The sequence below is a fragment of the Lysinibacillus halotolerans genome, from assembly GCF_003711845.1.
In the GTDB taxonomy this organism is placed as follows: domain Bacteria; phylum Bacillota; class Bacilli; order Bacillales_A; family Planococcaceae; genus Ureibacillus; species Ureibacillus halotolerans.
Window position 1 is genome coordinate 247,198 of sequence record NZ_RHLQ01000001.1, and the last position, 16,025, is coordinate 263,222.

Annotated in this window: 11 protein-coding genes; 9 read left to right on the forward strand and 2 right to left on the reverse strand. The window is 29.2% G+C overall.

Features of this window, described 5'->3' with window-relative positions:
* A partial coding sequence (locus EC501_RS01205) for an SH3 domain-containing protein (protein ID WP_158599649.1) occupies positions 1–876 on the reverse strand: 876 nt, incomplete at its 3' end.
* Between the two features lie 583 nt (positions 877–1,459).
* Here EC501_RS01205 and EC501_RS01210 point away from each other — a divergent pair.
* The 9 genes from EC501_RS01210 to wecB all read left to right on the forward strand — a co-directional run bounded on the left by EC501_RS01210 (position 1,460) and on the right by wecB (position 15,121).
* Positions 1,460–2,710, forward strand: a complete 1,251-nt coding sequence (locus EC501_RS01210; protein ID WP_241559239.1) for a glycosyltransferase family 4 protein — start codon at positions 1,460–1,462, stop codon at positions 2,708–2,710.
* Positions 2,703–3,986, forward strand: coding sequence for a glycosyltransferase (locus EC501_RS01215; RefSeq protein WP_122970457.1), 1,284 nt, complete (start codon positions 2,703–2,705; stop codon positions 3,984–3,986). Before EC501_RS01210 ends, EC501_RS01215 begins: the two co-directional genes overlap by 8 nt.
* A 17-nt stretch (positions 3,987–4,003) precedes the next feature.
* Positions 4,004–4,891 (forward strand): hypothetical protein, encoded by an 888-nt coding sequence (locus EC501_RS18590; RefSeq protein WP_241559240.1) that lies wholly within the window; start codon positions 4,004–4,006, stop codon positions 4,889–4,891.
* Positions 4,892–4,898: 7 nt separating this feature from the next.
* The gene (locus tag EC501_RS01225; protein ID WP_122970458.1) at positions 4,899–7,622 is read left to right on the forward strand and encodes a glycosyltransferase; all 2,724 of its coding nucleotides are present in this window, start codon (positions 4,899–4,901) and stop codon (positions 7,620–7,622) included.
* Positions 7,623–7,633: 11 nt separating this feature from the next.
* Positions 7,634–10,138: a heparinase II/III domain-containing protein gene (locus tag EC501_RS01230; protein WP_241559241.1), complete on the forward strand. Its 2,505-nt coding sequence runs from the start codon at positions 7,634–7,636 to the stop codon at positions 10,136–10,138.
* 24 nt (positions 10,139–10,162) lie between these two features.
* On the forward strand, positions 10,163–11,440 hold the full coding sequence (locus EC501_RS01235; RefSeq protein WP_122970459.1) for a nucleotide sugar dehydrogenase: 1,278 nt from the start codon (positions 10,163–10,165) through the stop codon (positions 11,438–11,440).
* Entirely contained in the window at positions 11,437–12,249 is an 813-nt protein-coding gene (locus EC501_RS01240; protein WP_122970460.1) for an ABC transporter permease, read from the forward strand. The genes EC501_RS01235 and EC501_RS01240 overlap by 4 nt, the downstream gene beginning before the upstream one ends.
* Positions 12,250–12,263: 14 nt before the next feature.
* Positions 12,264–13,874, forward strand: coding sequence for an ABC transporter ATP-binding protein (locus EC501_RS01245; RefSeq protein ID WP_122970461.1), 1,611 nt, complete (start codon positions 12,264–12,266; stop codon positions 13,872–13,874).
* 116 nt (positions 13,875–13,990) lie between these two features.
* Positions 13,991–15,121 carry a non-hydrolyzing UDP-N-acetylglucosamine 2-epimerase gene (wecB, locus tag EC501_RS01250; protein WP_122970462.1) on the forward strand — a complete coding sequence of 377 codons (1,131 nt, stop codon included), beginning with the start codon at positions 13,991–13,993 and terminating at the stop codon, positions 15,119–15,121.
* Positions 15,122–15,212: 91 nt separating this feature from the next.
* On the opposite strand, the gene tagD is transcribed toward wecB, so the two are convergent.
* A complete protein-coding gene (tagD, locus tag EC501_RS01255) occupies positions 15,213–15,614 on the reverse strand; it encodes a glycerol-3-phosphate cytidylyltransferase (protein WP_122970463.1) in 402 nt (133 codons plus the stop codon).
* Positions 15,615–16,025 lie beyond the last annotated feature (411 nt).

Consider the following 16,025-nt stretch of genomic DNA (forward strand, 5'->3'; position numbering starts at 1 on the left):
AGTCGAACGTAAATTTAAATTAGCAGTGGTAGTATAAGTTGATTTCGTTACTGTTTCACTCGTACTTGGCTTAGAAGGTGTAGTTGGTTTAGTCGACGTTCCAGTATTAGTAGTTCCGACTTTCACGTATTCCGAGCTAACCCAGCCCGTTTTCCCATTGTAAGTAACTTTATACCAATCACCAGACTTAGAAATATAGTTAATGGCTTTCCCCTTTGGAATCGTTAATAAAATACTTCCTTTAGTAGAGTTAGTCGAACGTAAATTTAAATTAGCTGTAGTAGTATAAGTTGATTTCGTTGTTGATACACTAGTGCTTGGCTTAGACGGAGTAGTAGGTTTTGTTGATCCAGTGCTAGTTGTTGTAACTTTTATATACTCGGAACTAACCCAACCTGTTTTCCCGTTGTATGTGACTTTATACCAATCACCAGATTTGGAGATATAATTAACGGCTTTCCCTTTCGGAATCGTTAATAAAATACTTCCTTTAGTAGAGTTAGTCGAACGTAAATTTAAATTAGCTGTTGTTGTATAAGTTGTTTTAGTAGTAGCGACAGAATTTGTTATTTTAATATATTCCGAACTAACCCAACCGGTTTTTCCATTATATGAAACTTTGTACCAAGTTCCAGATTTCGAGATATAATTAACAGCTTTCCCCTTCGGAATCGTTAATAAAATTTTTCCTTTAGTAGAATTTGTAGATCGTAAGTTTAAGTTAGCTGTTGTTGTATAAGTTGTCGTTGATGCAGCTTCTACTTCAATTGATGAAAATGGAAGGTCAGAAGCAAAACTAGACCCTAACAATATACCGGATGAAAGTAAAACACTCGACACGCCTGTCTTTATAAGGGTTTTGTTATATTTCTCCATCATACACTCTCCTTTAAATTGGTGTGATTTTTAAAGCGGAAAATTTGTGATTTTAGTAATTTGGTCAGTATTCTAGAATTATATCGGCCAATGAGACTATTAATTAAATAAATAATTATTGCAAAGTTGTTTCATTCTTGTAAATTTTACTAATTATCAAGTTGAATACTCAATTAATAGGGTAAAATATAAGGAAAATAAAAAAATAGACGATATATGACAAAATAATCAAAAGTAATATACGTTATTGAAATTTTAATAACTATCAGTATATTCTTAGATTATAAACAAACTGGCTATTGAAAAAAAAGGGGAAAAATAGTAATTGAGGAATTAATCATACGATAAAAGATAATGCTTCCTTAAAATGTCAATAAATTATTATTCTAAGACGGAAATTGATATACAAATAGTGTTAAATTATGTACCATTTCAAATATTTAGAAAAGGATAAAATAAGTAGGTCTATATATTCACTGTCTATGATATAATAATTTGAAAAATGGCTAAATATCAACTTACACGAGGTCTAAACTCTATCAAAAGTAAGATATAATGAGCCAATATGGAAGGATGTCTTCATGTGTCGACGAAAGTGTTAATGATAACACAAAACTTTTATCCAGAAATCGGTAGTGCGAGTAATCGTATGAAAAACATATATCAGCTGTTAAAAGAAAAGGGATATGAGATAACGGTATTAACTACAGTAGCATCTTATCCTAATCAAAATTTGTATAAAAACAAAGATTTTTGGAATGATATGAATTTAAACGAAGCGCAACATATACACCGTGTCACTGTGAAAAAGCGAAAATATTCTTTAAATATGATCAGTCGTCTGTTATTTTATTTAGAATTTACATTGAAAATGATTTTCTTTGTACTATTTAATAGAGGGAAATATGACATCGTATTTGTTTCAAGTCCACCTATCTTTATAGGAATAGCAGGAGTTATAGCAAAATTTCGCTATCGGGCAAAAATGGTATTAGATATTCGGGATTTGTGGCCTGAATCTCTTAAGGGGGTAGGTGTTTTTAATTACACTCCAATTCTTTGGTTTTTTACAAGAGTAGAGAAGTTCCTTTATAAAAAGTCAGACGCTATTGTTGTGAATAGTCCACGTTTTTCAAAACATATTCAACAAGTTGCTAATATTCCTGAAGAAAATATTATATTTTTGCCAAACGCAGCTCGCGAATTTGAAATTCATGAAGAAATACATGATGATAAGCTGTTTAAAGCAATTTATACAGGGAATATTGGTTTAGCTCAAGATGTAGATTTTTTAAAATCACTCGCAAAAGAATTAGACAAGGAAAAAGTGCATTTAAGTATTGTTGGCTACGGTATGAAAAGGGAAGAATTAAAGCAATTTGTAGCAGAACAACAATTAAATCACATTTCTTTTATTGCACCTACAACAAGAGAAGAGTGTCTCGTTTTGAATCGACAACACGATGTTGGTATCTTAGCTTTAACTAAAAATGAAGTCTTTGATACCGTATTACCGGGCAAATTAATAGATTATATGACAAGTGGATTGCCATTAATTGCTTCGGTATCTGGTTTTTCAAAACAGTTGATTGAAAAATATAATGTTGGTTATATAACAGAAAGTCGGGATGCGAAAGAAATAGTGGAGCATATACTCTATTTGAAAAATCATCCTAACACTCGTATGGAAATGAAATCCAATAGTATTCGATTAGTAAGAAATCATTTCTATTGGGAAAAAAATATATTGGAACTAATTAATTTATTTGGACGGTTCGAAAATAGTTCCAAAAAAATGAAATCGAAAGTTACTAAGGTGGAAATGTATGAGTAAAAATGTTTGTATGTTTGTATGGAATCACTTCACCAACGATGCTAGGGTTTTACGTGAATGTACCGCCCTATCAGAAGATGGTTATCATGTGGATCTAATCTGTATTGAAGATCCAAATGATAAAGAACTTCCTTTATTTGAGCAAGTAAATCCAAAGTTTACAGTTAATAGGGTAAAACGATATCCAACTACATTAATAGCACTCCAAAAAGTCTATAAAAAAATATTAGATAATAAATTTTTATTATTAATTTCGGTAATTATTTGGTTATATTTACTAATTAATGTTCCGGTTATAATTATTGGTATAACAGTGCTTGTTGCATTGCTTTTAAAAACAAAACTTAAAGGAATTGTAATTAAGGGGAATATAATTTTACGTATGCTTGCAAAAGCATATAGATCAAAATATGACATATACCATGCAAACGACTTGAATACGCTACCTCAAGCATATATTTCATCGAAATGGCGGTTGCATCGTAAAAAACTTATATACGATTCACATGAAGTTCAAACAAGTAGGACAGGATATAATCCTAAGACGATTAAATTTGTAGAAAGTTTCTTCATAAAAAAAATCAATTCCATGATAGTAGAAAATGATACACGAGCTGCATTTAATGAAAAGTTATATGGTTTTTATCCTAATGTTCTACATAATTACCCATTTTTTAACCAATCTAAAGATAATGATAAAATTGATATACATACATTACTAAATTTACCTGCAGAGGAAAAGATTCTACTGTATCAAGGAGGAATTCAAGTAGGGCGTGGATTAGATAAATTGATACAAGCTGTTCCCATGTTTAATGAGGGTACAGTAGTTTTAATCGGAGATGGTAAAATTAAACACTATTTGGAAGAAATGGTAAGCGAGATGGGTCTAGAAGAAAAAGTTAAGTTTATTCCTAAAGTACCATTAAAAGATTTACCGAAATATACGAGAAATGCTTATTTAGGCTTTCAAGTGTTAAATAATATTTGTTTTAATCATTATTCAGCCTCTTCTAATAAGCTATTTGAATACATGATGGCAGGAGTACCTGTAGTAGCCTGTGATTTTCCCGAAATTAAACGAGTAGTAGAAGGCGATAAGACAGGTATTTGTATCGACGCTCATAAACCAGAAGAAATTGCAAAAGCGGTTAATCAATTGTTATTAGACAGAAAATTAAGAGATTCTTTAAGTGAAAATAGTATAAAAGCTAGTAGTAAATATAATTGGGAAAATGAAAAAAAGTTATTGTTAGATGTCTATAAAAATTGTTAATTGAAGGGGGAAGAATAATGCAACATGTAAAAGAAAAAATTGAATTAAAAGATATTGATGTTGGTGAATTGGACATTAAAATTGCATGTGATGGTGATATTAAATTTGAGATTTGTTCTAATTCAGGAACCGAAGATAATTATTTAAAAATATCTAAACAAATTGTTTTAAAACAATTTGATAAAGAAGTTGCTAGATATAAAATGGAGAATAACCAATTAATTGTTAAAAGTAATGTGATAAAAGAGATAGATAAGGAATTACAGACATATAATGTTTTTTTAGAAATTAGAAATGAAAATAATGAGACTTTAGAAATTAATACAAATAAAACATTAACAGTACATAAAGACTTTATTTTTGATTTAGTTAATTTTGAAATTAATAATAATGAACTTTACTTCTCTCTTAATATTGAAAATAGTGAAGATATTGAATATGCATTCTATATTTATTTGAATGGTTCAATCTATAAAAAGGTAATGTATTCCAGCAATAATAACTTAATTCTTCGTTTAGAAGATGAATATGGAGAATTTAAAGTTAAATATTTTATTCGTAATTTTAAAACAAAGGAAAAGTGGAGCTTTATTACTAAAACATTAGTTCGTAATGAACCGGATCAAATGAAAATTAATCGGCTTGAAAATGAGTTAGCAAAACTAAAAAAAGAGTTGAAAAAACAAAAAAATAATGTTGAGTCTTTACAAAAAATTATTATTGAGCAGAAAAAGAAAGAAATTGATTTAGGTGAAAAAATTATTTCGATGTTAATCAAAGAAAAAAAATTATTAAATTCTCACAAAAAATTAGTAAAAAAATATGAAGCTTTACGTAATTCAAAACTTGGAAAATTAACTTATGCTTATTGGAAATTCAAGAAAAGAATTATGATGAGAGGATAATAATATAATGGAAATAGTAAAGATTGATAAACGCATTGAAAACATAGATAACGAAATCGCAAAGTTAGATAAAGATATTAAAAAGCAGAAAAAATATTTATCACAGTTAATAAAAGAAAAAGATAAAGTAGATGGTAATTTAGCACTCTTCACATTGGAATCAAATGTAAGTATAAAACTTGATTCCATAGATGAAGAAGCTTATGTTAAAGAATATTTACAATATAGAGATGAAGTAAGTGATAAAGATTTCTTCAATAGAGTTTTGCCTTTATTAAAAAAAATACCTGAAAGTAATGGAAGTCGATATTTTAAAAAATTTGAAGTAAATGTAGGAATAGTGTCTGATGAATTTTTATATCATTCTTTTAAAGATGTTGCAAATTTTCATTATTTAACAAACAAAAATTATAAAGAACTTGCCCATGCACTAGATTTTATTCTAATAGTAACAACGTGGAAAGGATTAAATAAAGAATGGCGTGGTTTGGCTAATGAAAATTCTAATCGTAGAAAAGAATTGTACGAAATAATTGAATTTTTCCGTGGAATTGATAAAAAAGTAGTGTTTTATTCTAAAGAAGATCCAGTAAATTATGAGAAATTTGTTGAAATTGCAAAACGTTGTGATTATATTTTTACAACTGCAGAAGAAATAATACCGCGGTATAAAGAAGAGTGTAAGAATGAAAATGTTTTTGTATTGGAATTTGGAGTAAATCCTCTTTATCATAATCCTGTAGGTATGAGAACTATAAAGAAAAGTAATGATGTATTTTTTGCAGGTTCCTGGTTAACAAAATATCCTGAAAGACAAAAAGAGACGAAGGATATTTTTAATGGTGTTATTGAAGCAGGTAGAAATTTGAAAATTATAGATCGTAACTTTGAAATAAATCATCCAGATTACTTTTTCCCTAGAGAATACGCAAAATATATATCACCTTCCATTAGTCATGAATACTTACAAAAAATTCATAAGCTATATAATTGGGCTATTAATTTAAACTCTGTTAAATATAGTAATACTATGTTTGCTAATCGTGTTTATGAACTACAAGCAATAGGTAATATTATATTATCCAATTATAGTGTAGGAGTTAATAACTTATTCCCTAATGTATTTATAATTAATGATTCACTTGAAGTTAAAGATATAATAAATAGTTTTACTGATGAAGAAGTATTCGAACACCAGGTAGGTGGTATTAGAAATGTTATGTCATCTTATACAACTTTCCATCGTTTCAATCATTTATTATTATGTATTGGTGAAAAAGGAAGACTTCCAAAACACAGGGTTTTAGTTGTTGTTAATGAAATGAACCAACAAATAAAACAACAATTCGAATCACAAACATATCCATATAAACATATTGTTACTTATAGTGAGTTTACTCAAGAACTAAAAGAGCAATTTGAAATAATAGCTTTTTTTAATTCCAAGTACGAGTATGGTGAATTTTATTTAGAAGATATGATAAATGCGTTTAAATATACAGATGTCGATTATGTAACGAAATCAAGTTATTATAATGGAGAGAAATTCATTGAAGAAACTGAACATGACTTTGTTGAAAAAATAGGAGATAAGTATAGAAGTGTATTTTGGTCTTCGAAATTTCAATTAAAAGATTTTAATAATATGAATGGTGAAACTCCGCTTCCAAACGGTTATAGTATCGACCGTTTTGAATTTAATATGACTAGTAATGTTAATAAAAATGTAGTGCAGCCTAAAAAATATGAATTATCAGTAATAGTACCTGTTTATAATAATGGTAAATATCTATTAAATAAATGTTTTAATAGTTTGAAAAGAAGCAGTATTTTTAAAGAGATGGAGATAATCATAATTGATGATGGTTCGACAGATGAATTTACTAAATTAATAGTTAAACGCTTAGAAAAACATTATCCAAATGTACGGGCATACTATTTTAATGATAATGGTAGTGGTAGTGCATCACGTCCACGAAATAAAGGGGCTGAGCTTGCTACAGCTGATTTTATCACTTATCTAGATCCCGATAATGAAGCTGTTAATGATGGATATGCAAGATTACTAGAAGAATTAAAAATAGATACGGAATTAGACTTAGTTATTGGTAACATGATTAAACTTGACAATACCAAGAAAGGTAATTTCCTATATTACAAAACAGTTAATGAAGCAATTGGTTCAAGTATAATAAAAAAACCACATAAATTATTAATAGAAACAAACATGAGAGCGCAGAGCATTCAAGCTTTGATTGTCAAAAAATCTATAGTAGTAGAAAACAATTTGAAAATGATTCAAAATGCTGGTGGTCAAGATACTTTGTTTTTCCAAGAATTATTGTTACATTCAAAAAAAACTAAAGTAATAGATTTAGTTATTCATATTTATTATGCAGCAGTTGCTGGATCAGTTACTAATACAATTACAGATAGATTTTTTAATAAATTTTATATACTTGAGAAGGAACGCTTACCTTTCCTAAAAAAACACGGATTAATAAATGTCTATATGGAGAAACGGTTTAATTTTTATTTTAAAAATTGGTACCTAAAAAGATTAAATATGATTGAAGAACAGCATTTAGAAGGTTCGATAGATACTCTATACAAAATTTATGAACTATACAAAGAATATATCGTCATTGAAGACAAAATTATAACAACTTTTGAACGTTTGTATAAGAAAAAAGAATATAATCAAATTGTAGTTCAATGTTGTTTAAATTAGAGGAGTAATATATGGCAAACAATAATATTGAAAACATTGAAATAAATTTCGATGAAATTGGCTTGAATCATCTAATTGAAGGGAAATCTTATATATTATCTATTAGTAAAGATGATGTAGTTTACGAATTCTTCATGAACTTAAAGGGAACAAACTCTCTTATATGTATGGGTAATGGGGCATTTGATTATACTCGTAGTGAACTACCAATTTTCCAACGAAAAACATGGGTTAATGAAATTGAATGTTCGACTATAATTTATAATGACCCTACTTTATATCACGGACAAATTAATTTAGGTTGGTGTCAAGGAACTAAAGAGAAGTTTTATTTAAAAGAAATTGCTGAAATTGTTATTAAAATTAGTAAACTTATGAAAATAAAAGCTGAAAATATAATATTTTATGGTAGTTCTGCTGGTGGATTCATGTCTTTATATTTAGCTGGGCTAATTAAGGAATCCCTTGCAATAGTAAATAATCCACAAACTATTGTTCCTAACTATTATTCATCACATGTAAATAAAATGTTTTCTGTCTCCTATAATGGGTTGTCTAGTAAAGAGATAATAGAAAATTATCAGGATAGACTTAACATTCCTTATTTCTATAAAACTCAAGGATATATACCTAAGATTTTATATTTACAAAATTTAGCGTGTGAGCATGATGTTAAAAGGCATTTAACGCCATTTTTATCAACGTTATATACTGAAAATAGTAACCTTATTAAAGATAAAATTCGATTGGAATTTTATTTTAATGAAGAAGAAGGACATAATCCTATGTCTAAAGAAAAAACCCTTAAATATTTAAATGAATATTCTAGTGATAAGGTTAAAGTACAAAATAACGATGAAGAAAAAGTTAAATTTAATGATTTAAATACAACGCAAATTATAAAAATTTCAAGTTTTAATAGTACAACAATTGAAAACGCTAATAAAATTTTAAATAACCAAATAGTTGTGTTTTCATCGTTAGATGTTCTAGATTTTAGCGAAGGAATAAATTGGGATTATACTCACCATACAAATCCTGGCACGTATCAGCTTTATTTACAAGCATTAAATTGTATTAGTATTTTATTGAATGCTTATGAAAAATCAAATGATCTAAAGTATTTAATAAAAGCACAGGAAATAATTGAGTCATGGATAAAGTACGAAGAAACAAATCCTGAAAATACAATGGTTTGGTATGACCACCCAACTGCATACCGTGCCCATAATTTAGTATATTTTCTAATATTAGCAAAACGACATTTAAATATTAATATAGAGAAATATGTGTCGTTAATTGAACGTCATGCTACTTTTTTATATAAAGACGATCATTACCGAAAAAACAATCATGGAATAATGATGGATAGAGCTTTAATTTTATTAGGTAATAGTATTAGTCATCCTGAGGCGTCAAGATGGATTGAAAAAGGGATTTGGCGATTAAAAGATACTTTTTATTCAAGCTATAGTTATAATGGTGTTCATTTAGAAAATTCACCTGAGTATCATACGATAGTTTATAATTTATACAAATCCACAGAATCATTTTTAAATAAGAATAATCTTTCATTAGGCGAAGATGTATTAAATATTTTGAGTAAATCTGAAAAATATTTTGCCTATTTAGCTAAACCAGATCTTTCATTACCTCAGATTGGTGATACTGGAAAAGCGAAAGCCAAAATAGAGAAAAGATTTGATAGTTTCCATGATCAGGTTGCTGGAATAAGTGTTCTACAATCTGAAAATAAAAAAGACCCAAAACTTTCTACTTGGATTTCATTTGTCAGTGGATATGGTACAGTTACCCATAAACATAACGACGACCTTTCAATAACTTTATTTTATAATGGAAAAGATATTTTTATGGACACAGGTAAATATGGTTATGGTAATTCACCGATACGTGGATATGTACTATCACCTGAAGCTCATACTACCGTACATCTTAAAGGGAAAAAATATAAATATGACTTAACAATGGATGATATGAAAAAAATTTATACAAAGAGTTTTTATACATCTGAAAAATTAGACATTGTAAGTGGTGTTAATGGTGGTTATGATAACTTATCTCTTGAAAGAACATTAGTGTTTATTAAACCTGATATTTTAATTATTCTTGATCGTGCAAAATCAGAAGGCTTAAAAAATATTGTTCAAACATTTAATCTAGCTCCACACATAGAAATTGGTAAGGAAGAAAAAAATAAGATTTTACTATATTCCGAAAACGATGAAATAGAGTTAGAACAATTTAATACAATTGATTCTCTGGATATTCGAGAAGGTTCTATTGATCCACCTGTTGCAATCATTGCAGAAAAATTTGGTAGTGTTATTCCGACGCGTCAATTGCAATATAATAAAAAAATGAAAACAGGGAATTTTTTAACTGTAGTAAAGCTTGGGAAAAATGCAATAGATAGTTTTAAAAAAGTTGAATTAGATGAGGCTAATAATCTTATGAAAATTGAACTTAGAGAAACAGTATTGCAATTTTATATATAATTATAAATTATTGGAGGCATAAAAATGAAATTAACAACCATCGGATTAGGCTATATTGGTTTACCAACATCAATTATGTTTGCAAAACATGGTGTAGAAGTAGTAGGAGTAGATGTAAAACAATCAGTAATTGACACTTTAAACAGTGGACAAATTCATATTGAGGAACCAGGTTTACAAGAAGCTTTGGAGGAAGTAATAGAAAAGGGTACTTTTAAAGCATCATTAACACCAGAAAAAGCCGATGCTTTCATTATCTCAGTACCAACCCCGAATCACAACGATGAATATAAATCTTGTGATCTATCTTATGTATTGAGTGGTGTCAAAAGTGTATTACCATATGTTGAAAAAGGTAATGTAATTATTGTTGAATCTACTATTGCTCCACGTAGTATGGATGATGAAGTAAAACCGTTAGTAGAAGCTGCTGGATTTACTGTAGGTGAAGATATTTTCCTTGTTCATTGTCCTGAACGTGTATTACCAGGTCAAATTTTACATGAACTTATCCATAACAACCGCATTGTAGGGGGAATTACAACTGCATGTACTGAAGCTGGAGCTAAAGTTTATTCTACTTTCGTTCAAGGAGAAATTATTAAAACGAACGCTAAAACTGCAGAAATGTCTAAATTAATGGAAAATACTTTCCGTGATGTTAATATTGCATTAGCAAATGAACTAGCAAAAGTATGTACAGAACTTGAAATTAATGCACTAGAGGTTATTGAAATGGCAAACAAACATCCACGAGTTAATTTACATACACCTGGACCAGGTGTAGGTGGACATTGTTTAGCGGTAGACCCATACTTTATTGTTGCTAAAGCACCAGAAACTGCAAAATTAATCAATTTATCACGTGAAATCAATGTTTCGATGCCTGAATATGTTGTTGAAAATGTAAACAAATTAATGTTTAATCGTGGCGGAAAAGTAATTACGGTCTTTGGATTAACATACAAAGGGAATGTAGATGATATTCGTGAAAGCCCGGCAATGGAAATTTACGAAATGTTAAAGGAACAAGGGAATTTTGAAGTACGTGCTTACGACCCGCATGTCAAATTAGATTGGGTATTACCTAACTTAAAACAAGCAGTTAATAATTCTGATTTAATACTAATTTTAGCTGATCACAATGAATTTAAAGAATTTAGTGGTACCGATTTAATAGAGATGAATGAAAAATTAATATTTGATACTAAAAATGTAGTGAAAACAGTTTCAACAGATATTGAATATGTAAACTATGGTAACTTATATCAAGCATTAAAAAAGGTTGCTGTCTCTAAATGAGTTCTATTTTAACTCTTATTAAGGAACAAATCCTTAATCTTCAATTAATATTTCGTATTGGTTTATATGAAACAAAAAGCCAATATCAAATGCATTATTTAGGCCGTATTTGGCAATTTCTAAACCCTCTGATACTAATAGGCGTATATTGGTTTGTCTTTGGTTTGGGAATTAGAGGAGGCTCTCCAGTTGGAGAGACTCCATTTTTCCTTTGGTTATTAACAGGTCTTATACCTTGGTTATATATTTCACCAACTGTGACTCAAGCTTCTAATAGTATTCATTCTAAAATAGCTATGGTATCAAAAATGAATTTTCCAGTAAGTGTTTTACCAACAATAAAAATGTTTAGTAACTCTATTACTTTTTTTATTTTATTAATTGCTACAATATGTATTATTAGTATTTACGGTAATTTTTCCGGTTTATATATTATTCAATTACCGTACTACCTAATTAGTGTGTATGTTTTAATTTATGCAATTACAATACTAACTTCTTCTTTAGCCGTAATAGTAAGAGATGTTCAAAATATTGTCCAAGCAATAATGAGAATCATGTTTTTCCTACTACCAATTGTTTGGAATGTAGAATCTTCTGAAGCTTTAACAGAACCTTTAGTTACATTATTAAAGTTAAACCCTTTTTATTATTTGATTGAAGGTTTTAGACATACTTTAATTGGTGGAGAATGGTTTTTTGATGATATTACCTATACAATTTATTTCTGGATTTTAACAGTGATAATTCTATTGATTGGTTCAACTGTGCACTTAAAATTCCGAAATAAATTTGTAGATTATTTGTAATTGGAGGTCTTAAAATGAGACCTAAAGTAATATTTAAAAATGTATCAAAAAGTTATAATTTATATAATAAACAATCAGATAAAATTCTTGAAATGTTTTCATCGAGGAAAAAAAATGAAGATTTTCAAGCTATAAAAAATGTCAGTTTCTCTATCTATGAAGGTGATGTTATAGGGGTTGTTGGGTTAAATGGAGCGGGGAAATCTACCTTATCCAATTTAATTGCTCAAATTATCCCTCCTACATCTGGAGAAATAGAAATTAATGGAGAAACTTCATTGATTGCTATTTCTGTTGGATTAAATAACCAATTATCAGGTAGAGAAAATATTCGATTAAAATGTTTAATGCATGGTCTTAGTAATGAGAAAATTAAAAAAATACTTCCAGATATTATTGAGTTTGCTGATATCGGTAAATTTATAGATCAACCTGTTAAAAATTATTCTAGCGGTATGAAATCTAAACTAGGTTTTGCTATTTCTGTACATACAAATCCAGATATTTTAATTATCGATGAAGCTCTTTCCGTAGGAGATCAAACATTTTATCAAAAATGTATTGATAAAATGAATGAGTTTAAAAAACAAGGGAAGACAATTATATTCATCAGTCACTCGATTTCTCAAGTGAAATCTTTTTGTGATAAAGTAATTTGGATGAATTATGGCCAAATTGAAATGTTCGATGAAGTTCAAATTGTAATTGAAAAGTATCGGCAATTTGTTAAATGGTTTAATAATCTATCTGAAACAGAAAAAAAGCAATATCGTTATGAAAAACTTCAATCTCAATATAAAGCTGAAGATGTAATCATAGCTTCTAGGTCGAGATCGAGATTGTCCCGTAAATCTACTAAAACTCGAGATTGGTCTTTTTCATTTATCGGCCAGACCTTTGTTTTATTAATTGCACTTTTTATAACGATAATCTTTATGTTTAAAATTCCTTTTATAGACACTTTAACCGGTCTATTAAAAGACGAACAACAACATTCAATTAATGAAGGCGATAAGGTAAAAAATGAAGAAAAGAAAGAAGTAACTTCGATGATTAGTCAATATGGCTTTGTAGTTGTAGAGGATACAAATGTTTATAATTCAATAGATTCAACAAGTGCTTCTTTTCCATTAAATTTTGGAGATAAAGTATATATTACTGAACAAATTGGAGAACATTTTAAATTTACGTTTGATGACAAAGAATTATATGTAAATCAGAGTGATATTATTTTATTGGAAGAAAGTTTTGAAGAATCTAGTTTTCAAATAGAAGATTTTGTTTCTGCATTTCCATCAGAATTCTCAGATTCATATATGTATTTCTTTGCCTTTTTAGGTGGAAACTATGATCAAATTAAATCTTCAATGAGTACTGAACCAGTTGAAACGGAAAATGGATTAGGGGAGAGTATCCTATCTTATCCTGCTTATTTTGTTGAATATCATTTTGATGATCAAGGTAATGCAAATGAAATCGTCATTAATAACATTGAGTTAGATGCAATTGGAAATATAGATTTAACAAGTTCAAAAATGAGTGATTCCACTTATTACTTACAAAATGAAACTTATGAAGTCTTTATAAATGATGAAATTAGTAAAATTTCATTCTCATTAAAGTAGTTTTTCCTCTTTAAACTGCATCCATATTGTCAAACCAAATGGATGCAGATTACTAAAACTATTGACACTAACTTTTGTTGTTGAGTATAAAATATGCTTTGAAAGGTTGATACATAATGTCTAAAAAATATAAAGTAATGACTATTTTCGGTACCCGTCCAGAGGCTATTAAAATGGCACCCCTTGTATTAGAACTCCAAAAACATCCCGAACAAATTGACTCCATCGTAACGGTTACTGCCCAACATCGTCAAATGCTTGACCAAGTACTTGAGACCTTTCAAATTGACCCGGATTATGATTTAAATATTATGAAGGATCGACAAACGTTAGTAGACGTTGCCGTAAACGCTCTACAAGGTTTAGATGCCGTTATGAAAGAAGCGAAACCAGATGTCGTTTTAGTGCATGGTGATACGGCAACGACTTTTGTAGGTAGTTTAGCAGCTTTTTACAACCAAATTGCTATTGGCCATGTGGAAGCAGGTTTGCGTACAGGTAATAAATATTCTCCATATCCTGAAGAAATGAATCGACAGTTAACAGGTGTAATGGCGGATCTGCATTTTGCTCCTACCGAAGTATCAAAGCATAATCTTTTACTGGAAAACAAACCTGAAGAATCCATCTTTGTAACAGGGAATACAGCTATTGATGCTCTTAAAACAACCGTTCGTCCTGAATACACTCACCCGGTTTTAGAAAAAATCGGAAACGATCGTATGATTTTATTAACCGCGCACCGTCGTGAAAATCTAGGGGAACCTATGCGTAATATGTTCCGAGCGATTGTTCGAATTTTAGAAGAACAGGATGATGTACAAGTTGTTTATCCGGTTCATATGAATCCCGTTGTGCGAGAAATTGCTAATGAAATTTTAGGAGACAATTCCCGAGTTCATTTAATTGAGCCGTTAGAAGTTTTTGATTTCCATAATTTCGCTGCCCAATCCTATATGATTTTAACCGACTCTGGTGGTGTGCAAGAAGAAGCCCCATCTTTAGGGAAGCCTGTTCTCGTGTTACGTGATACAACTGAGCGTCCAGAAGGAATAGCAGCAGGGACATTAAAACTAGCCGGTACAGATGAAGAAACAATTTACCGTTTAGCTACTGAATTACTGACGGATGAAAACGCATATAACGAAATGGCTCAAGCTTCTAATCCTTATGGAGATGGTTTTGCATCGGAAAGAATTGTGGAACACTTACTTTCTTATTTAAATAAATCAAAGGTTCTTCAATAATTCAAATCGGTCCTATTTGCTTTAAATTCTAATTTGTAAGATTTATATGAAAAAAAGCTCCTAATCATTCGAGTGATTAGGAACTTTTTTGTTATTTTTTACCTGCTACTTCTTTTAGATCTTTTTTTATTTTCGTAGTTGAGATACCAACTGTTCTTGGTAAATAAACAACTTCACAATAGTCTTTTAGGAAGTCGAATTTTCCTTCCCAATCATCGCCCATTACGAATACATCCACATCGTATTTTTGGACGTCCTCAATTTTTTGTTCCCATGTATTTTCAGGAATTACTAAATCTACATATCGAATCGCTTCTAAAATCATTTTTCGTTGTTCAAATGTATAATAAGCTTTTTTTCCTTTTAATGCATTGAACTCGTCCGTTGAAATCGCAACGATTAAATAATCGCCTTGTTCCTTTGCTCGTCGAAGAATATTTATATGTCCTGAATGTAGAAGATCGAATGTACCGTAAGTAATTACTCGTTTCATTAAAGTTCCTCCATCTATTTTTAAGTTCTACAATTTTGCTAAATTAATATACAATCAAATTTACATAATCTTATAATATCATAAATAAAGCAAAACACATTAACAAGAACTAAATATTTATGTTACGAAATTTAAATAATGATTACTGCGTTTGTACTTGCAAATTAAAATAATTTATATTCAAAATACTATTCTGTTCATTATGCTACTGAATAGTAATATTTTGAACAGCTTAATATTATCAAATAAAGGTTAATTATGTATCTTTTATTATCGATATATTGTAATATTATTACTTTGGTATAAAAATTATTTTAAAAATATAATTGAAATGTCGTAAAAAGGGATAAAGTGGAAACGTAAATTTGTTCACTAACAACCAATAATTTGTTATAATAAATTTTACATTAA